This window comes from Mycobacterium parmense (assembly GCF_010730575.1).
Lineage (GTDB): Bacteria > Actinomycetota > Actinomycetes > Mycobacteriales > Mycobacteriaceae > Mycobacterium > Mycobacterium parmense.
In genome coordinates, this window is sequence record NZ_AP022614.1 from 2,061,632 (window position 1) to 2,080,620 (window position 18,989).

The following is an 18,989-nucleotide window of genomic DNA, read 5'->3' on the forward strand; positions in this document are numbered from 1 at the left end:
TGCCCCGAAACGGTTTGGGGGACGCCGGACCACCTAGCCGGCGATCGCTGACTGACGCCTAGGACGGCTTCACAGGTGGCCTGACCCACGAACGGGGTCCGCAGCCGAGCCGGTTCACGTTCGCTTCGATCAGACCGTAGGGATAATCGGTGTGCTGCTCGAGGAACTCGCGCAGCTGTGTCATGGAGTCGTGCCACGGGGCGTTGTGGCGCGGCAGGACCGTCTTGAGGAACGGGAACCGCAGGTGCTCGATGAGGCCGTCCCAGAAATAGAGCGTGTTGTTCGTGGGTGGGCCGGCGAACCTGCCGGCCCACTGGTGCGCCGGCGACCGGCTGTAGGCGGCTTCGACGGCCGCGGCCGAGACGAACGGTGTGATCGTGAGCCCCGCCGCGCGGGCGCGCCTGGACATGCCGATCTCGTAGCGCCGGATGAGGCGAGGCTTGTCGACGATGTAGCGGAACCCGTCCCAGAAATCTTCGAGAAATGGGCGCGTCCGCGAGTTGAGATCCCACGCCAGGAAGAAGGACTGCAAGTGGGCAGCGTACTCGGCACTCTCGATGGCTCCGTACATGTCGGCGCCGTGGAAGCAGTCCCACATCTCTTTGATCGGGAAGAGCGGACCGTACACGCTGTCGTTGGTGAGGACCAGGCGGTCGAATTGGTCGAGCGACCAGCCGCGCTGCCGGACGACCGACCACGCGAGGTGCCAGGAGCCGAAATCGAGCGAAAGTGTCCGGCGAGTGAAGATGCCCGCACACAGCGAGCGGAGCGGGGCGACCGACTCCGCGGTCAGCGTCGGCGACCCCGAGACGAAGACGACCGTGGCTCCGAGCCGGTTCAGCGCCCGTAGGTAGTAGACGACGTAGGGGTCGACGACGCCCTGCGGGTCGAAGTGCGCGAAGAGAACCAGCGTGCGCCGGTCCGGCGGTGGCTGCGGCGGAAGCTCCTGATGATTTTGACAGATGAAGCCCAGCGCATCCCCGCTCACGCGGTAGCGGATAGCGGCTCGGTGGGAGTCGCGGACGGATTCGTCACGCAGGGTCCCGGGGAATCTCCACATGGCGCCCAAAACGTCTGGCGCCTGCCAATTTCGGAGCGCGTCCGGTCGCTGGAACTTTCCGGCGAGGCCACCGAACGCAAATCGGGGTTCCCGATCGCTCAAGGTCAGACTTCCCTCGTCGTGCGTGACAGGACCGCGTCAGAGCGTAACAGGGAGGCGTCACACACCGCGGGACTCGACCCACGTTCGAATGCGTCGGGCGGAGGTCTTCGGTCGCACCCAGGCGGACTCGCCGAGTCCGAGTCGGTCGAGGTTGGATTCGATGAGCTCGTAGGGGTACTCGGTGTGCTGTTCGATGAACTCGCGCAGCTGCGGGATGGAATCCTGCCAGGGCTCGTTGTGGCGCGGCAATCTGGTCTTGAGGAACGGGAAGCGCAGATGCTCGATCAGGACATCCCAGAAGTAGATGGTGGTGTTGGGAGGTCGCGGCCAGGACAACCGCTGCGACCATTGATGATTCGGTACGCGCTCACCCATCGCCTTGACGTCGGCGACGGAGACGAACGGTTTGATGCTGAGCCCCGCCCCGAGCGCCCGCGTGGACAAACCGACCTCGTAGCGCCGGATCAGGAGCAGTTTGTCGACGACGTATGTGAAGTTGTCCCACTCGTCGTGGAGGAACCGGCGGGTGCGCGAGTTGAGGTCCCAGGCCAGAAAGAACGACTGGATGTGGCGCTTCTGTTCAGTGTTCTCGATGGCGCCGTACATGTCCGCGCCTCGGAAGGTGCTCCACATCTCTGCGATGGGGAACAGCGGGCCGTACACGCTGTCGTTGGCGATGACCAACCGGTCGAACTGGTCGAGCGACCAGCCGCGGTCCCGCATGATGCACCACGCCAGGTGCCACGAGCCGAAGTCGAGCGACAGCGTCTGGCGGGTGAAGATCCCGGCGCACAGCGGTCGGATGGGAGCCACCGACTCCGGTGTCAGGTGCGGTGAGCCGGAGACGAAAACGATCGACGCACCCAGGCTGTACAGCGCCTTCAGGTAGTAGACGACGTAGGGGTCGACGATGCCCTGCGGATCGAAGTGAGCGAAGAGCAGCAACGTCCGTCGGCCGGGCGCAGGCTGGCGCGGCAACTCCTGGTGCGTCTCGCAGACGAATGACAGCGCGTCGCGATCCTGGCGGTAGCGTTGCGCGACTCGGTAGGCGGTGCGCTCGGATTCGCTACGCAGCCTCGTCAGATGTGCCCGGGCGATCTCAGACCATCGGTGCATGCTTATTCCGCGGGACTGCCGGCTCCGACATCCTTGGTCGCGAGTGCGAAATAATCACTCTTGGTAGTGGTCAGGTCGACGATGTCGAAGCCGAGGTGGCCCAGAACCTGTTCGATCAGCGGCGCGTCGAACACGTGGTGATGCAGAGTCCGGTTCTCGAAATTCTTCAGGCTCCGTTGCCGAAAATGCTCCAAGTCGCCGGCGGGCGGATCCATCTTCAGGTCGTGCAGCGACAAGATCTCATCGAGGTGGGTGAGGTCGTCCTCCCCCATCCCGCGATTGAAGTCGTCCAACAGGTGGTCGAACCTCGTGATCGGGCGGCGATGGTCGAAGTTGCTCTCTTTGCGCGGAAGCACCAGGATGAACCCTCCCCCCGGTTTGATGACCCTCTTCCACTCCGCGAGAGCCTTGAGTGGATTCGCCACGTGCTCAAGGCAGTTCGAGGACAGCAGAAAGTCGTATTGCTCGTCGGCGATCTGACTCAGGTCGGTCGCCTCCGAGATGAACTGCCTGCCGACTCTGTTGCCGTCATAGTTGAAGTTCCGGCCGGCCTCGATCCGGCCCTCCCAGATCGTGTCCGTGCCGAAGTTGACCCCGTCCAGTTCGCCGACGAACTGATAGAGGGGCAGCACCGTTTTGAACAGCGCACTCGGGCCACCGATCTCGATTCCGTGCTTGTTTTCGACGACGCTCTGATACTTCTGGCGGACAGGAAGACGCCACCGGGCATATTTCAGGATGTAGAAAAGGTCGACTGCCGACTTCGGCGCGAACTCTTTCACTGTTTGGCGCATCACATTCCTTCTCGGTCGGCCAGCGCGCAGTGGCGTGACATCACCGTCTCGGTGTCACCGGGCTTCGTCGTGCTCCGCAAGCGAAGAGCAACGTTACCCCCAGAGCCAGCAACGCAGGTCCTATCGCGAGCATCAGGCCGACGGCGCCGGCGGTGGCGCCGGCCAGCGCCCCCCGTAGCCACAGGCGACTGCGGACCCAGGCGTTGTCGGCGCCGGAAGGCCGGATCTCGACCGGCAGTATCGCCCTGACGTCGGGGTCCCCGAGGATACGGGCCAGGCGCTGCGGGTTGGGATACGCGAGGCTCCCCACAACGCCGTGCCCGCCGCCGGCTCGAAGATCGCCGATGTCGTTCGTTTCGAGGTAGGCCTGCGCATTCACCTGCTGTTGACGCGCCGACCTGCTCCAGTCAACGGCTCCGAGCAGCGAGCCGCAGTAACCGAGCGCCGCGATGGCCGCCACCACGATGAACATCCACGCCGCGGCGCAGCGCCGCGCGTAACGCTGCGATCGCGGGGAACGCGCCCCGTCCGCCAGCGCGAACACCGCCACCAGTCCCAGCGGGTACGCGAGCAGGACGATATCCAAATACCGTACTGCGATGAGGGTTCCACGACCGTAGGCGAGCATCGCGAGCTGGATGAGGAGCCATCCGCCTATTCCGAGGGCCACCCAGGCGCGGTGGGAGACGGCCGGGCGCCCGTCGAGGATGTGGCGGCAGTACCAGATCATCGGCGCGACACCGGCCAACGTCAGGACGCCGTATTCGCACAGCCCCTCGGCGAACGCCCACGGGGTGGTCGTCGAAGCCGCGGCGGTCCCCTCCCACCCGACCATGGCCACGGCGACGGAGACCATGACGGCGATCGCGACGAACTCACGGCCGCAGCGCTTCCTGACGTCGGCGGCCAGCTGCAGGCCCACCAGCCCGCCGGCCGCCACGATCGCCGCCACCCCCACCCCGAAGGACAGGCAACCGAGGACCGCGGCGGTGAGCGCACCGAACCAACGCGCGGAGAAAGCCGGCGCGGTGGCGAATCCCACGAGCGTCGCGATGCCGAACAGCAGCGCGAGGTAGAGCTGACACTGAAAGCCCCACAGCTCGTTCTCGTACCCGATGGGAATCGCGAAGAGCCACGCGACGAAGCACGCGAACAGCAGCCGGCGGTGCGGCGCGACCAGCGGCATCAACAGCGCCGCGAGCCAGGTGATCGCCGCGGTGTGGACGACCGCGCCGACGATCATCTCCAGACGCGTGTCCCAGTGGCCGGCCAGTTCCAGATGCACCAGGGCGAGCACCCGCGCCACGAAGATGCGGTGCTCGTTATGCGGAGCGAAGAGATCGGCGAAGGAGAGCACCCCCTTGAGGTAGGGCGAATACAGCCTCGACGCCTCCGCGTCCCACTGATCCAGCAGTGGCATGGGCGAGCCGAGCGCCGAGATGACCATGAGCTTGGCGCCGAAGACGGCGCAGGCGACGGCGATCAACAGCGCGGGTACACGGTTGCGCGTCTTCGGCACCTCGTTCGTGGCCCGCGGCACCCGGTCGTCAGAGGGCACGTGCGGCGCCTGCTCGGCGACCGCGTCCGCCGGCGCCGAGTCCACCTGCTCACTCATCGTCGCCCGCTCGGTACCGTCGCAGCAGCCGGAACGCCCCCAGCGAGGCGAGCCCGCCGCCGGCCCAGGTCAGCATCGGGCGCCGCATCGCCACGCCGTACCAGTGCAGGTAGGCCGGCAGCCAGCCGATCAGATCGAACTTGCTGGTGCCCGCGGTTCGGTCATCCCAGCTGCTGGGAACCTGATCGATTCGGTAGCCGAGCAGATGCGCCTTGGTCGTCAGCTCCAGCCCCACCTCGAACCCGCGCAGGCTCTCCACCGGAACCTCCTCGAGGAAGCGGCGACTGTAGGCGCGGAAGTTGGTGGTGGCGTCGTGGGTGGGCACGCGGCCCACGTAATGCAGGCTGAGTCCGGCGGTCCGCGACATCAGCGTCTTCAACCGAGGACCGCCGCGCTGGGTCCCGCCCGGCATGTACCGCGACCCACTGACGACGTCGGCTCCCTCGTCGCGAATCTTGGCTGCCATCAACGGGATCACCGATGGCGGGTCCGACAGGTCGGCCATGCTGGTGACGACGACGTCGCCGTCTGCGGCCGCGAAACCGGCAATCAGCGCGTTCGCCACGCCGTTGCCCAGGGAATTTCGCACCAGGCGCACCGTGGCGGGCCGGTCCGGCATCGCGGCCAGAGCCGGCAGTGTGCTGTCCGCGTCGAAGTCGTAACACACCAGTAGCTCGTGTGGGGTGTCCGCCAGCGCCTCGCTGAGCTTCCTGACGCATTGTTGGATGTTGTCGCCCTCGTTGTAGACCGGGATGACGACGCTCACCAGGCGCCGGTCGCCCGCCGCGCTTCGGTGGGCCGGCTTGCGGGCGCGAATGACGAACTGCTTGCCGAAGATTGGCCACGCCGCGCGGGTGCGCAGGTACGTACGGACCAGGATCGGCGCCTGGGGCAGCGGCGAGGAAGAGGTGTACGGCAGGAAGCGGTCGACGTCGTCGACGATCTCGAAATCATTGAACTTCAGCAGTTCGACCAGCGACCGGTCGCTGATCGGCACGGTGTGGTCCCAGAAGTCCCAGTAGTTGCCGGGAACGAAGCGGATGTTGGGCCCCATGGCGATCAGGTGCCCGCCGGGTTTGAGGACCCTGACGGCTTCGGCGATGGTGCGCTCGACCTCGGCCTTGCCGTCCAGGTGCTCCAGCAGATTGCTGGTGAAGACCACATCGACCGAATCGTCGTCGAGGAACGAGAGATCGTCGGCGCGGCCCCGGTGGAATTCGATGCCGGCGCCCAGCATCGCGGCACTGTCCGGGTTCAGGTCGACGCCGATCCGGCGTGCCGCGCTGACATGGTTGAGGAACTCGCCGTAACCGCATCCGAGGTCCACCACGGTGTCGCTGCGCCGGATCCACGCCTGGAAGAAGTCGCGCACCAGAACGGCCCAGATCGCAGAGCGTGACTCGACCGTGTGGCCGAACCGGTTGCGGTACAGCTGCTGCAGGTCAGGGTCCCCGTCGATGCGCATGTCGTCCCTAACGGTAGAACCAACGCGCGTCAGATGGTCCCGGCTTCGACGGCGTTCGCGACCCAGGGTATGACCTCGTCGAGCATGGCATCGAGCGTGGTGGCGGCCTCGAAGCCGAGCACCTCGGACGCCTTCTCGACGTCGGGCGACCGCAGCTGGACGTCATGCTCGAAAGGCGGATCGCTTTCGTAGCGGAACGGGACGCCGGGACGCATCTTGCGCCAGATCACCTCCGCCAACTCCAGCACCGTGGTGGCCTGCGGGGTGGACAGGTTGAAGTCGCCGTTGAGGGCGGCGGGGTGCTCCATGCAGGTACGGATGCCGCGAGCCAGATCACCGCCGTAGGTGTAGTGACGCACCTGCGTGCCGTCGCCGAGGATGTGCAGGGGGTCCTGGCCCTTGGCGACCTTCTGGATGAGGTCCGGAACCACGTGACTCATGGCGAGTTTGACATTTCCACTGGGAATCTCGCGCCCGCCCAGCGCCCGCTGCTCGCCCGTGCCCACACAGTTGAACGGCCGGATGATGGTGTACGGCAGGCCGTACTGCTCGTAGGCGCCGTGCGCGAAGTACTCACATGCCAACTTCTGAAAGCCGTATGTGCTTGTGGGCGGCGGACATTCGGTGATGTGTTTTTCGGGCGTCGGGAAGATGGTCGCGTTCTCGAAGACCATCGACGAGCTGATCACGTTGATCTTCTTGAGCCAGCCCTTGCGGTAGGCGTAGATCGCGGTGTCGAAGTGCGCTGCGGCAATGCGCTCGTTCTCGGCGAGCAGGTCGTAGGCGTACTCGTGGAAGTACGTGATGCCGCCGATGCGTGCGGCGCTGGCCACCATCTGGTCGCATCCCTGCACCAGGCGGCACATGAGGTCGACGTCTTTGACGTCGCCCTCGACGAAGTGGTAGCCGGGATGCCCGTCGTAGCTCTTGGCGACCTTGCCGTATTTCGAGTAGTTGTCGATCCCGACGACCTCGTGCCCGGCGCGAAGCAGCTCGTCGACGACGTAGCCGTTGATGAACCCCGCGCTGCCGGTGACCAGAACCTTCACTGGCCCGCCGCACCTGTGCCGGCCCGCGCGAAAGCGGCATCGCGTGGCGCCTTGTCTTCCAGCTCGCTGAGGTCCAGACATCCCCACACGTCTTCGACGATCTTTCCGTGCGGGATTCGCAGACCCCGGTAGATGGAATGCGGCACGCCGACCACCAGGACGTCGGCGCGACCGAGAACCGCATCGAGGGCGTGGTAGTCCGGGCCGTCCAGGAAGGGGTCGTGCAGCATGACCTTCTTGGCCTCGAGCATGAGCAGATGCCGCAGCTTGAAGCTGAGCGAATCACGCGTGTCGTCGCAGTCGGCCTTGAACGTCATCCCGAGAAGGCCAACGGTCTTGTGGCGCAAGTCGACTCGGCGCTTGAGCATGTTGACGATGAACTGCGGCTGGCCTTCGTTGATCAGCATGGCCGCATGCCCGAGCATGAAGTTGTTGTTGCTGAAGGCGGCGAGCTGCATGGTGTCCTTCAGCAGGCAGGGCCCGGCCGCCAAGCCGGCCCTGGGCATGCTGTCGACCCGGCCGTTCTTGTAGGTGGCCGCGTGGTGGACGCTGTTGAAGTCGAGGCCGGCCTCGCGGCTGAGCAGGTAGAACTGGTTGGCGACCGCGAATTGGATGTAGCGGTAGGCGTTGCAGAAAAGCTTGGCCAGCTCGGCTTCCTGCGGTTGTACCTCGATGATCTCGCCGGCTATCCGTGAGAAGAGTTCACGCACGACTCGACACCCCTCGGCATCGAACCCACTGATGATCTGCGGGATGACCCTCAGTTCGCGGATCGAGTGCCCCTGCGCGATCCGTTCGGGGCAAAAGGTCACGTGCACACCGATCCCGCGCTCCTGGAACATCTCGTGCACGCGCCGGCTCAGCCCCGGGTAGACGGTGCTTCGCAGGATCAGCGTCTGCCCGTCATGGAAATACGGGCTGATCTCGTCGATGATCCGAAAGAAGGTGTGCGCCTGAGGAGTCAGGTATTCGTCGACCGGCGTCCCGACGACACAGATCACGATGTCGGAGTTGCGCACAGCCCATGAGTCGGTGGTCGCCGAGAGACGTCCGGTCGGCAGTATGCGCTTGAGAAGTTCGTCTGCGCCCTCCTCGACGAACGGCATGCGGCCGGCCATGATCGACCTCAACGCGGCGGCGTTGGTGTCGAGGATGTCCACGCGGAACCCCTCTTCCGCGAGAACCAGGGCCAGCGGCAGTCCGACATGCCCAGCGCCGCCGATGATGCAGATCCGCGTATCGGGTTGAGCTGTCATGCGAAACGCCCCTTCGTTTCCATCTCCCCGCCCACTCGACTTCGGGCGGCGGGGACAGCGATCGCGATATTCAATTTGGGTCCCGATTGTTCGGAGCCTACGAGATCGCTATGAGCGGTGGGGCGTTTTCAACAAGTCGCAACATCGCCATAACTTGTCGGTTCCACGAAAGCCCCAGCGCCCTCAGATCTTTGGACACACGACAAATAAGTCGCGGCGAAGGGGTCGAACCGGGCGGTTGGAATTACGACGCCTCAACTGCCCGAGTGGTCGAGGTGGTCGGCCGCTTTCCAAACCGTCGGTTTGCGCACACGCGCAGTCGATGGATTCGCGCACACCTGGGCGGGCGGAATTGCGGTCGGCGGATCCGCCTTGCGGCGTTCAACTGGAACGGCGGATCACTGCGCCTGCCTCAGCCCGTCGCGGCCCCCGGCTGGTAGTACGGCGCCCCGTATTCGGTCACCGGGCGCAGGCCGTGTTTGCGCGCCTTCGCGGCGGCCTGCCGCATCAACTGATAGATCGCGACGAAGGCGGCGTGATCGGTCGCCACGAACGGCGTCAGCAGCCGGTTGTGCACCAGCGCGAAAGCGATTCCCGTCGCCGGGTCGCACCACCCGACCGAGCCGCCCAGGCCGACATGCCCGAACCCCGGCATCACGTTGCCGATCGGCAGGCTGTGGTAGCCCAGGTGGAAAGCCAACGGCACGAACAGGTTTCGGTCCGGGCGCAGGCTTCGCTCGCCGGTGAGGCCCGCCACCAGCTCACGCGACAGGAACTGGGTTCCGTCGACCTCGCCGTCGTTGGCGATGGCGCCGTACATCCTCGCCAGCCCGCGTGCCGTCACCACCCCGTTGGCCGCCGGGATCTCGGCGTCCAGCAGCGGGATGTCACCTTGGACGGCACCGACGATTCCCTTGAAGTACATCGACCGGTAGGCCCCGGAGAGCTGGTTGGCCACCTTGCGCGTCACGTAGCCGACGATCGGGTTGCCGACCATGTTCTTCGGCAGGATGATCTCGGCGGCCCGCGTCGGCGCGCCGGCCGGCGGCCGTCCCAGGTACATGCCGTCGGTGCCCAGGGGCGCGGCGAGCTCCTCGCGGATCAGCACGGCCATGCCTTTTCCGGTGACCGACCGCGCCAGCCCGGACATCAGCCAGCCGAAGGTGAGCGCGTGGTAGGCCGACTTGCCCAGCAGCCGCCCCGGGGCCGCCGCGGCCAATCGCCGCTCCATCGCGACGTGATCCAGCAGGTCTTCCATGGTGGCGCCGCGCAGACCGGACAGGCCGCCCTGGTGGCGCATCACCTGGCGCACCGTGAGGGCGGCCTTGCCGTTGGCGGCGAAATCCGGCCAGTACTCGGCGACCGGCGCGTCGTAGTCGATCAGCCCGCGGTCGGCGAGCCGGTGGATGACGGTGGCGGCCATCCCCTTGGTCGCCGAGAACACCATCGGGGCGGTGTCCTCCGACCACGGCCGCTGACCCCCCCGGTCCGACCAGCCCGTCCACACGTCGACGACGGGTTGACCGTCGACATACACGGCCAGCGCGCCGCCGCCGAACCGGCGCGCGGGGAACATGCTGGCGAAGCTCCGAACGACGCAACCGAAATGGGAGTCCGCCGCGCCCGACATGCGATGACCTGCGTCAGGGTCATCGCCATAAAAGACCGCGCGTCGATCGACTCCGGTGTCCATCGTCACGAACCAAAATTTACTAGGACTTCACACCTTCCATGCAGAAACCTCAAATATTTACCAAACCGTTAGTGGGTTGCGGCCCTACATGTGCGCACAAAGGTCTGGTTAGGAATTTTTATGGGCCGCCGAACGTAGCACAGGTGCTACGCTCGGCGAATGGCCAAACAAATCACTCAGCGCGAGCTGCGCAACCACAGCGGCGAGATCATGCGCCGGCTCGACCAGGGCGACTCATTTGTTGTGACCAGGAATGGCATCCCGGTCGGCGAGCTTTCTCCCTTGCGCCGGCATCGATTCGTCACCGGCGAAACGGCCGTCGCCGCGTTCAGGGGCGCTCCGCCGGTGGACTTCGAACGGTTCCGCGCAGATCTCGATCAGGTCGCCGCCCAGGACATCGCGCCTCGTGGCTGAGGCACCACGTCAGTCGCGGGGGCTCATCGACACCTCGATCGTTATCGATCTGGATCACATCGACGTCGAGCAACTCCCTACCGAACTGGCCGTCAGTGCCCTGACCATGGCTGAGCTTGCCGCCGGCCCTCACGCGACGGCCGATGCCGGCGAGCGTGCACGACGCCAAGATCGCCTACAAAGAGCGGAGGCCACCTTCGATCCACTGCCTTTCGATAGCGACTCGGCGAGGGCCTATGGGCGCATCTACGCCGCGGTTGTCGCAACCGGACGCAAGGCGCGGGGCCCCCGCGCCGTTGATCTGCTGATCGCTGCCACCGCCGTGGCCATCGACCTCCCGCTGTACACGCGCAACGCAGACCATTTTCGAGGGCTTGAACAGCTCCTGACGGTCATCGGCGTATAGGCCGAGGGTGCCCGCTTGTGTGGCGATTCCCGCGATGTTCACCCGGGCGGCGCTTTGTCGGGCCACCGGAACCGCTCGCGGTATGCCGACCAATCCCACGTCGACAGGAACGCCTGCGCAGCCTCATAGCCCCTGTTGAAGAGCTCTTCGAGACGCCCCCGGGATGCGCCGAAGTCAAGTACGCCCACGTCAGTCGATTCGACCAAGATCGCGCGGGAACGAACCCACGGCTGGTTCAGCTGGGTCTGGTCATGACCGACCAGCATGGTGGTGAGCAGGCTCTCCAGCAGAGACGTCTGATCGAAGAGACGAAGCGGCCTCAGAGCAGGCATCACCTCGCCAATGCCCTCGGCAATCCTCGGTACCACGGTGATCCCGAACGTGGGCCAGCGTGGCGCTTTGCCGTCTGGCCGGTCAAAGGTATCGACCGGAAAGTTCGACAGCACGCCACCGTCGACCAGCGTGGATGGCCTACCGGTGGCGCTGGTCAACGTAACCGGGCGGTAGAAGAACGGAATCGCCATCGAAGCGCGCACGGCGTCCGCAACGAGTTGTTCATCGGGGTCCAGCCCGTAGAGGCGCCGGTAGTCCCACGGTAATCGCACCAACTGGGCCGCCGTCAGATCCGCGACAGTGACCACCAGCTTGCAACGCCGCCCTTCGATCAGGTGGTCTTCGTCGAGGGCCAGATCACCGAACGAGTTCACGCCCAGGTTTTTCAGCTCACTGCGAATCCAGTCGTAGGCGACGTCGCCGCGGTACATGCTCGAGTCCCGCAGCAGACCCCACGCAGGACCGAGATAGGGCACGGGTGCCGCGTCACGCCATTCGCGCAGCGGCACCGATAGCGCCAGTTCTTTGACCTCCTGGCTCGTCAGCTGGTCACCATTGGACGCGGCGGCGAGGATGGCCGCGACGACCGAGCCACCAGAGACCCCTGACGCCCTTTTGAACGAATATCCAGCGTCCATGAGCGCGACGATCGCACCTACCAGGCCGATGAACTTGACGCCCCCACCAGAGAGAACCACATCCGCATGTTTCGGCTGCTGGTTCATCTCGCGATCATGTGCCATTGCTGCCTTTCTGCCGCGAGGCAACCGAGCGCGGCGACTCAGCTGTCCGACGCCGCCTCGAGTATTTGCTGGGCCGCCAGCGCCGGCGTCAGCTCCCCGGCCTTGACCCGCCGTTCCACGTCGGCGCGGATCTTGCGCACCCGCGGGTTGGACAGCAGCCGGTCCAGGACCGTGTCGCGCACCATCTGCCAGGTCCAGTCGACCTGCTGGGCCCGCCGGCGCGCCTCGAACTCACCGGCCTCGGTCAGCACCTCGCGATGACGCTCGACGGTCTCCCACAGTTCCTTGAGGCCGGTCCCCTCGATCGCGCTCATTGTCAGAACGGGCGGCCGCCACAGCGTGTCGCCCGGATGGATCAGCCTGATCGCCGCGGAGAGCTCACGTGCGGCCGCCTTGGCCTCCGCGACGTGTTCCCCGTCGGCCTTGTTAACCACCACGATGTCGGCCAGCTCCAGCACGCCCTTCTTGATGCCCTGCAGCTGGTCGCCGCCGCGCGCCAGGGTCAGCAGCACGAACGTGTCGACCATGTTGGACACCGCCACCTCGGACTGGCCCACGCCGACGGTTTCGATGAGGATCACGTCGAAACCTGCGGCCTCCAGCAACACCACCGTCTCCCTGGTGGCCTTGGCCACCCCACCCAGCGTGCCCGACGTGGGCGACGGCCGGATGTAGGCGTCGGGGTGGACCGCCAGCCGCGCCATGCGCGTCTTGTCACCGAGGATCGACCCCCCGCTGCGCGTCGACGACGGGTCGACGGCCAGCACCGCCACCTTGTGGCCCCGCTCGATCAGGTGCATGCCGAGCGCCTCGATGGACGTGGACTTGCCCACCCCCGGCGTGCCGGTGATGCCGACGCGGTGCGCGTCCCCGGAATCGGGCTGCAACGCCAGCAGCAGCTGCTGCGCCTGCTCGTGATGGTCGGGGCGGGTGGATTCCAGCAGCGTGATGGCCCGCGGCAGCGCGGCCCGGTCGCCTGAGCGGATGGCGTCGGCCAACTCCTCGATCGTCATCTTCCCGGCCCCGCGAAAGTGCAGGTGCCGACGCATTTCCCGAGTAGCTTCGTCGGTGGTTGCACTCTCGCGTGAGTCATTCGAGTGAGTAGCCCAGGCGCTCGGCCAGCTTGTGCAGCAAGCCGATCGCGGCGTCGGCGATCACCGTGCCGGGCGGGAAGATCGCGGCGGCCCCGGCGGCATACAGCTCGTCGAAGTCGTCGGGCGGGATCACCCCGCCCACCACGATCATGATGTCGGGCCGCCCCACCTCGGCCAGCGCGTCGCGCAACGCCGGGACCAGGGTCAGGTGGCCGGCGGCCAGCGACGACACCCCGATGACGTGCACGTCGTTGTCGGCCGCCTGGCGGGCCACCTCGTCGGGCGTGGAGAACAGCGACCCGACGTCGACGTCGAAGCCGATGTCGGCGAACGCCGTCGCGATCACCTTCTGCCCGCGGTCGTGGCCGTCCTGCCCCATCTTGGCCACCAGGATCCGGGGCCGGCGGCCGTCGGCCTCGGCGAACTTCTCGACCAGTTCGGTGGCGGCAGAAAGCGAAGTGATGTTGATGGCCTTTCCGGCTTCGTCACGGTAGACCCCGGCGATGGTACGGATCTCCGCCTGGTGCCGCCCGTACACCTTTTCCAGCGCGTCGGAGATCTCCCCGACGGTGGCCTTGGCGCGCGCCGCGTCGATGGCCAGGGCCAGCAGGTTGTTGCCGAGCCCGTCTCGATCCCCCTTGCGCCCGTGCGCCGCCGCCGCGCGCGACAGCTCGGCCAGCGCGGCGTCGCACGCGGCCTGGTCCCGGTGGGCGCGCAGCTCGTGCAGTTTGGCCAGCTGTTCGGCGCGCACCCGGCTGTTCTCGACCTTGAGCACCTCGATCTTCTGATCCTCGTCGACCTGGTACTTGTTCACCCCGATCACGGGCTGCTGGCCCGAGTCGATGCGGGCCTGGGTGCGTGCGGCCGCCTCTTCGATGCGCAGCTTGGGGATGCCGTCGCTGATGGCCTGCGCCATGCCCCCGTGCTCGGCGATCTCGGTGAGGTGCAGGCGGGCGCTCTGGGCGAGGCGGTGGGTCAGCCACTCCACGTAGTAGGAGCCGCCCCACGGGTCGATCGGGCGGGTGGTGCCCGACTCCTGCTGCAGCAGCAGCTGGGTGTTGCGCGCGATCCGGGCCGAGAAATCGGTCGGCAGCGCCAGCGCCTCGTCCAGGGCGTTGGTGTGCAGCGACTGGGTGTGGCCCTGGGTGGCGGCCATCGCCTCGATGCAGGTGCGCGCGACGTTGTTGAACGCGTCCTGGGCGGTCAGCGACCAGCCGGAGGTCTGCGAATGTGTGCGCAGCGACAGCGATTTGGGGTTCTTGGCGCCGAAGCCGGCGACCAGTTCGCTCCACAGCAGCCGGCCGGCCCGCAGCTTGGCGACCTCCATGAAGAAGTTCATGCCGATGCCCCAGAAGAAGGACAGCCGGGGCGCGAACTTGTCGATGTCGAGCTCGGCGTCCAACCCCGCCTTGATGTAGTCGACGCCGTCGGCCAGCGTGTAGGCCAGCTCCAAATCTGCTGTGGCACCGGCCTCCTGGATGTGGTAGCCGGAGATCGAGATGGAGTTGAACTTGGGCATCTTGGCGCTGGTGTAGGCGAAGATGTCGGAGATGATGCGCATCGACGGCTTGGGCGGATAGATGTAGGTGTTGCGCACCATGAACTCTTTGAGGATGTCGTTCTGGATGGTGCCGGCCAGCTTCTCCGGCGGCACGCCCTGCTCCTCGGCGGCCACCACGTACAGCGCCAGGATGGGCAGCACCGCGCCGTTCATCGTCATCGACACGCTCACCGCGGACAGGTCGATGCCGTCGAACAGCTGCCGCATGTCGAGGATGGAATCGATTGCCACGCCGGCCATTCCGACGTCGCCCGCGACACGCGGGTGGTCGGAGTCGTAGCCGCGGTGGGTGGCCAGGTCGAAGGCCACCGACAGCCCCTTCTGCCCGGCGGCGAGGTTGCGGCGGTAGAACGCGTTGGAGTCCGCGGCGGTGGAGAAGCCGGCGTACTGGCGGATGGTCCAGGGCTGGTTGACGTACATCGTCGGGTAGGGGCCGCGCACGAACGGCGGCTCGCCGGGGAAGGAGTTCAGCGGGTAGCCGTCCGCGGCGGCGGCGGTCCGGTCGGCCGCGGTGAAGACCGGCTTGACGTCGATGCCCTCCGGCGTGTGCCACACGGCCTCGGCGGACGGCCCCTGGCCGGCCGCCACCCGGGCGGGCTGCGGGACCGCACGGTCGCCGTGCAACGGGACGCCGGCGAAACTGCTGACGACGGGTGTGCTGGTGGTCATGTCCCTAGGCTCCCAACCGGGTCAGCAGGTCCGACAGGGTCTGCACCGCATTGATCTTGGTGGTCAAGAAGTCGTCTGGCCGGGGTTCGGCGTCCCCCACCGCTTTTTCGGGCCCGGCCAGGTACACCCTGGCCACACCGGCGTCCCGAGCGGCCCGCACGATGCCGGCGGCCTCGGCGCCGTACCGCTTGTCGGTGCCGCACATGACCGCCACCGGGGGCGCTCCCGCCGCTGCCACGGCCCCCGCGACGCTCTCGGCGTCGACCGGGCCGGGATTGACCGCCTCGATTCCGCCCGAGGCCAGCAGGTTCGCCGCGAACGTCGCCCGGATGTTGTGCTCGGCGAGCGGACCCAGTGGCAGCAACAGCACCCGCGGACGGGACCCGGTGCGCCCCAGGTACACATCGGAGCGGTCACGCAGCGCCTCGAACTCGGCGGCATACCGCGACAGGCCGTCGGTCTGCCGCGAATCACCCTGCGGCAGAACGGGTTCGGATAGATTAGGGAATTCGCTGACCCCGGTGACCGCGGTGCGGCGGTGCGCGATGTCGTCGGAGCGCCGCGCGGCGATCTCGGCGATCTGGTCAGCGACGTAGTCGGCGGCGTCGATGAAGCCGCCGCGGGCCTCGATCGCCTGGAACTGCTCCCACGCCCGCGCGGCCAGCTGCTCGGTGAGGTCCTCGACGAACCACGACCCCCCGGCCGGGTCGGCCACCTTGCCGACGTGCGACTCCTCCAGCAGCAGCAGTTGCGTGTTGCGCGCGATGCGGCGCGCGAAGGTGGGCGACATGCCCGGGAATCCGCCGGGAATCAGCTCGTCGAACGGGAACACCAGCACGGTGTCGGCGCCGCCGACGCCCGCGGCGAAGGCGGCCAACGTGCCGCGCAGCATGTTCACCCACGGATCCCGCTGGGTCATCATGGGCAGCGATGTCTCGGCGTGCAGGACCGCGGCCCCGCCCGCCGGGTCGCCGACCACCTCGGCCACCCGCGCCCACAGTTGCCGCGCGGCGCGCATCTTCGCGATGGTCATGAACTGGTCGTCGGCCGCGGACAGCCGGAAGCTGATCTGCCGCAGAGCCTGACCCACCGCCATGCCGGCGTCGGTGAGCGCGCGCAGGTAGGCGACCGCGGCCGCGATGGCTCCGGCGAGCTCCCACGTCGCGTTCGCGCCCAGATTGTGGAAGGCGGGTCCGTCGACGGTGATCGCTCGCACGCCGGGGCGCCCGGCCACGCGGGTCGCAACCGAGAGGACCTGCTCCATCGACGGGGCCGCCCGCCCGCTCAGCCGGGCGGTCAGCGGGTCGGCGCCCAGGTCGACCGAGACGGTGGCGCGCTCGCCGTCGCCGAGCCGGTCCACCAGCGCCAGCAGCCCTTCGCAGGCCGCACAGTAGTCGCCGCCCGCGTCGAGGATCACCGGCGCCAGGTCCAGATACACGCCCGCGAGCAGCTTCTCGAGATCGGCGGCCGCCACGCCGGACTCCCCCACCCGGACGAGCAGCGCGCCGACGCCGTCGGCGAGCGCGGCCAGCGTCGCCGCGTTGGCGGAGTCGCCCGACTGCGAACCGGGAAACGCCTCGACGACCTTCCAGCCGGAGCCGGCGTCGCGCAACACCTCGCCACCGCGCACGTACGGCCACTCGCCCGGCAGCGGCCGCTCCGGCAGCTCGTCGAGGGCGGTGTAGAGCGCCCGGATCGCGATTCCGTCGTACGTCGGCGTCTCCAGCAGCCGCTCGGGCTGGTCGCCGAGCGCGCCGGGTTCCTTCCCGGTGCTCTTGGCCAACACGCCCGCGACAGCGGTGCGCCAATGCGCGCGAACCCGTTCCAGGTCGTCGAGCTCGGGTACGTCAACGGACACCGATTGCTCCCTTATTCAGCGTCTTGCCGGGATGCCTCTTGACCAATGAGGCTAATTGATGGGCGCCCGGGGGAAAAAATGGCGAGGTGCGGCCATCAGGCCAGGTCCCGCGGCGAAACGCCAGCCTCGGGCAACGCCGTATTCACCGGCGGCCCGTAACCTGGTGAGTTGTGACGGCGCCCGCCACCTGCAAAATCGGCCAGACTCTGCGCGAACTCGGCTCCACGATCGCAGCCACCGCGCGCCAGCTGTCGCGGTCTCGGGTCCTGTGGACAGTGGTCGGTATCACAGTGCTGCTGGCGCTGGCGTCGCTATTGCCCCTGCCCTCGCCGGTCCAGATGCGTGACTGGGCGCGGTCGTTGGGACCGTGGTTCCCGCTGGCTTTCTTCCTCACCCACATCGTCGCGACGGTGGTGCCCGTACCGCGCACGGCGTTCACGGTGGCCGCCGGCCTGCTGTTCGGCCCGGCGCTGGGCATCGCGATCGCGGTGGTCGCCAGCGCCACGAGCGCGATGATCGCGATGCTGCTGTTCCGCGCGACGGGGTGGCGGCTGAACCGGGTCGTTCGTCACCGGTCCATCGAGACCGTGGATGCGCGCCTGCGGCAGCGGGGCTGGCTGGCCATCATGTCGCTGCGGCTCATCCCCGCCGTGCCCTTCGCGGCGCTCAACTACGCCGCCGGCGCGTCGACCGTGCGGGTGCTGCCCTACGGGCTGGCGACCCTGGCCGGCCTGCTTCCCGGTACTGCCGCCGTGGTGATCCTCGGCGACGCCCTGACCGGCCATCCCAGTGCCCTGTTCTACCTGGCCTCGGGGATCACGAGCGCGCTGGGCCTGGGCGGGCTGGTCGTCGAGGTCCGCCACTTCGTCCGGCACCATCGCCGCACCCGGGATCCCGCGCGTGACGACGGCGCCGCCCCCGAACCGGCCGTCGTTGGCTGATCCGCCGGCGCCGCTGAGACCGCGGATCCATAGCTGGGTGCTGACGATCGCGGCGCTGTGCAGCGCCGCGGTGCTGGTGGCGGCCGCCTGCCTGCTGCGGCGGACCGCCGACCCGCCGCCGGACGAGCCGCCGCCGCCCGCCACGGCGCCGATCGACCTGCCGGTGGCCGGCGCCATCGGCCCGGGCGCGGGCATCTACGTCGACTACGAAGACGGCTCCGGCGGAATCGCCTGCACAGCCGGGTTCTTGGTGCGCACCAGCACCGGCCGGGCCGGTGTCCTGACCGCCGGCCATTGCAATCGCCCCGGCGAGGCCAGCAAGGTGACGATGAACCTGGCGGGGATCCTCCCCTACGCGACGCTGGGCACCTTCACCGAGACGGTCGACGACGAAGCGCTTACCGACAAGCACGACATCGGGCTGATCATGCTCGACGGCGACAACATTCCGCGGACGTCGGCCATCGGCGCCGCACTGCCGGTCTCCGGGGTCGCAAGCAACCTCGAACTCGGCGACCAGCTGTGCAAGTTCGGCATGACCTCCAACGCGGCCGCGTGCGGGGAGGTCGTGGAGGTCACCGACAGCAAGGTGGTGTTCTTGGCGCCCGGCAAGTGCGGCGACTCCGGCGGACCGGTCTACCTCATGCGCAGCGACGGAACCGCCAGCGCGGTGGGCATCCACGTCCGCGGCGGCGACCCCAAGAACCCCAACGCCGGGTGCTCGGCCCCCGCGACGTTCTCCGTCGCCGAGCAGCTGCGGCCGTGGCTGGACAAGTGGAACCTGACCGTCGTCACCACCGCGCCGGGCGAGCCCCGCTGA

The 18,989-nt window shown here is 67.5% G+C and carries 16 protein-coding genes; 4 read left to right on the forward strand and 12 right to left on the reverse strand.

The annotated features are described in order from the left end of the window. Positions 1-58: 58 nt before the first annotated feature. From G6N48_RS09115 to lipL, 8 genes are all read right to left on the reverse strand, one after another. Positions 59-988 carry a rhamnan synthesis F family protein gene (locus tag G6N48_RS09115; protein ID WP_161494215.1) on the reverse strand — a complete coding sequence of 310 codons (930 nt, stop codon included), beginning with the start codon at positions 986-988 and terminating at the stop codon, positions 59-61. A 231-nt stretch (positions 989-1,219) separates the two neighbouring features. Beyond that, complete coding sequence (locus tag G6N48_RS09120) at positions 1,220-2,278, reverse strand: rhamnan synthesis F family protein (RefSeq protein WP_085269596.1); 1,059 nt, start codon at positions 2,276-2,278, stop codon at positions 1,220-1,222. Positions 2,279-2,280: 2 nt separating this feature from the next. Next, the gene (locus G6N48_RS09125) at positions 2,281-3,060 is read right to left on the reverse strand and encodes a methyltransferase domain-containing protein (RefSeq protein ID WP_161494216.1); all 780 of its coding nucleotides are present in this window, start codon (positions 3,058-3,060) and stop codon (positions 2,281-2,283) included. 52 nt (positions 3,061-3,112) lie between these two features. Further along, on the reverse strand, positions 3,113-4,687 hold the full coding sequence (locus G6N48_RS09130) for a hypothetical protein (RefSeq protein WP_085269598.1): 1,575 nt from the start codon (positions 4,685-4,687) through the stop codon (positions 3,113-3,115). Then, positions 4,680-6,152, reverse strand: coding sequence for a glycosyltransferase (locus tag G6N48_RS09135; protein ID WP_085269599.1), 1,473 nt, complete (start codon positions 6,150-6,152; stop codon positions 4,680-4,682). Before G6N48_RS09135 ends, G6N48_RS09130 begins: the two co-directional genes overlap by 8 nt. Before the next feature lie 29 nt (positions 6,153-6,181). Continuing rightward, positions 6,182-7,201 (reverse strand): NAD-dependent epimerase/dehydratase family protein, encoded by a 1,020-nt coding sequence (locus tag G6N48_RS09140; RefSeq protein WP_085269600.1) that lies wholly within the window; start codon positions 7,199-7,201, stop codon positions 6,182-6,184. Then, positions 7,198-8,457: a nucleotide sugar dehydrogenase gene (locus G6N48_RS09145; protein ID WP_085269601.1), complete on the reverse strand. Its 1,260-nt coding sequence runs from the start codon at positions 8,455-8,457 to the stop codon at positions 7,198-7,200. Before G6N48_RS09145 ends, G6N48_RS09140 begins: the two co-directional genes overlap by 4 nt. A 412-nt stretch (positions 8,458-8,869) precedes the next feature. Further along, complete coding sequence (lipL, locus tag G6N48_RS09150; protein ID WP_085269602.1) at positions 8,870-10,156, reverse strand: esterase/beta-lactamase LipL; 1,287 nt, start codon at positions 10,154-10,156, stop codon at positions 8,870-8,872. Positions 10,157-10,309: 153 nt separating this feature from the next. Here lipL and G6N48_RS28180 point away from each other — a divergent pair, with 153 nt between their 5' ends. Both G6N48_RS28180 and G6N48_RS09155 read left to right on the forward strand, forming a co-directional pair. Further along, a complete protein-coding gene (locus tag G6N48_RS28180) occupies positions 10,310-10,564 on the forward strand; it encodes a type II toxin-antitoxin system Phd/YefM family antitoxin (RefSeq protein WP_139825808.1) in 255 nt (84 codons plus the stop codon). After that, positions 10,557-10,970 carry a type II toxin-antitoxin system VapC family toxin gene (locus tag G6N48_RS09155; RefSeq protein ID WP_232066582.1) on the forward strand — a complete coding sequence of 138 codons (414 nt, stop codon included), beginning with the start codon at positions 10,557-10,559 and terminating at the stop codon, positions 10,968-10,970. The genes G6N48_RS28180 and G6N48_RS09155 overlap by 8 nt, the downstream gene beginning before the upstream one ends. A gap of 38 nt (positions 10,971-11,008) precedes the next feature. On the opposite strand, the gene G6N48_RS09160 is transcribed toward G6N48_RS09155, so the two are convergent. The 4 genes from G6N48_RS09160 to mutA all read right to left on the reverse strand — a co-directional run bounded on the left by G6N48_RS09160 (position 11,009) and on the right by mutA (position 17,228). After that, the gene (locus G6N48_RS09160) at positions 11,009-12,028 is read right to left on the reverse strand and encodes a patatin-like phospholipase family protein (protein ID WP_085269730.1); all 1,020 of its coding nucleotides are present in this window, start codon (positions 12,026-12,028) and stop codon (positions 11,009-11,011) included. A 56-nt stretch (positions 12,029-12,084) separates the two neighbouring features. Further along, complete coding sequence (meaB, locus tag G6N48_RS09165) at positions 12,085-13,059, reverse strand: methylmalonyl Co-A mutase-associated GTPase MeaB (protein ID WP_085269731.1); 975 nt, start codon at positions 13,057-13,059, stop codon at positions 12,085-12,087. Positions 13,060-13,135: 76 nt separating this feature from the next. Beyond that, positions 13,136-15,370 carry a methylmalonyl-CoA mutase gene (gene scpA / locus G6N48_RS09170; protein WP_085269604.1) on the reverse strand — a complete coding sequence of 745 codons (2,235 nt, stop codon included), beginning with the start codon at positions 15,368-15,370 and terminating at the stop codon, positions 13,136-13,138. A 4-nt stretch (positions 15,371-15,374) separates the two neighbouring features. Further along, positions 15,375-17,228 (reverse strand): methylmalonyl-CoA mutase small subunit, encoded by a 1,854-nt coding sequence (gene mutA / locus G6N48_RS09175; protein ID WP_085269605.1) that lies wholly within the window; start codon positions 17,226-17,228, stop codon positions 15,375-15,377. A gap of 170 nt (positions 17,229-17,398) precedes the next feature. Between mutA and G6N48_RS09180 the strand changes: the two genes are divergently transcribed. Further along, on the forward strand, positions 17,399-18,169 hold the full coding sequence (locus G6N48_RS09180) for a TVP38/TMEM64 family protein (protein ID WP_085269732.1): 771 nt from the start codon (positions 17,399-17,401) through the stop codon (positions 18,167-18,169). Continuing rightward, a complete protein-coding gene (locus G6N48_RS09185) occupies positions 18,129-18,989 on the forward strand; it encodes a S1 family peptidase (protein WP_232066583.1) in 861 nt (286 codons plus the stop codon). The genes G6N48_RS09180 and G6N48_RS09185 overlap by 41 nt, the downstream gene beginning before the upstream one ends.

Bases quoted from the DNA above. Each gene is read 5' to 3' on its own strand.
- G6N48_RS09160 (WP_085269730.1), bottom strand. From the start codon at position 12,028: ATGAACCAGCAGCCGAAACATGCGGATGTGGTTCTCTCTGGTGGGGGC.
- G6N48_RS09120 (WP_085269596.1), bottom strand. From the start codon at position 2,278: ATGCACCGATGGTCTGAGATCGCCCGGGCACATCTGACGAGGCTGCGT.
- G6N48_RS09135 (WP_085269599.1), bottom strand. From the start codon at position 6,152: ATGCGCATCGACGGGGACCCTGACCTGCAGCAGCTGTACCGCAACCGG.
- G6N48_RS28180 (WP_139825808.1), top strand. From the start codon at position 10,310: ATGGCCAAACAAATCACTCAGCGCGAGCTGCGCAACCACAGCGGCGAG.
- G6N48_RS09145 (WP_085269601.1), bottom strand. From the start codon at position 8,457: ATGACAGCTCAACCCGATACGCGGATCTGCATCATCGGCGGCGCTGGG.
- meaB (WP_085269731.1), bottom strand. From the start codon at position 13,059: ATGACGATCGAGGAGTTGGCCGACGCCATCCGCTCAGGCGACCGGGCC.
- scpA (WP_085269604.1), bottom strand. From the start codon at position 15,370: ATGACCACCAGCACACCCGTCGTCAGCAGTTTCGCCGGCGTCCCGTTG.
- G6N48_RS09130 (WP_085269598.1), bottom strand. From the start codon at position 4,687: ATGAGTGAGCAGGTGGACTCGGCGCCGGCGGACGCGGTCGCCGAGCAG.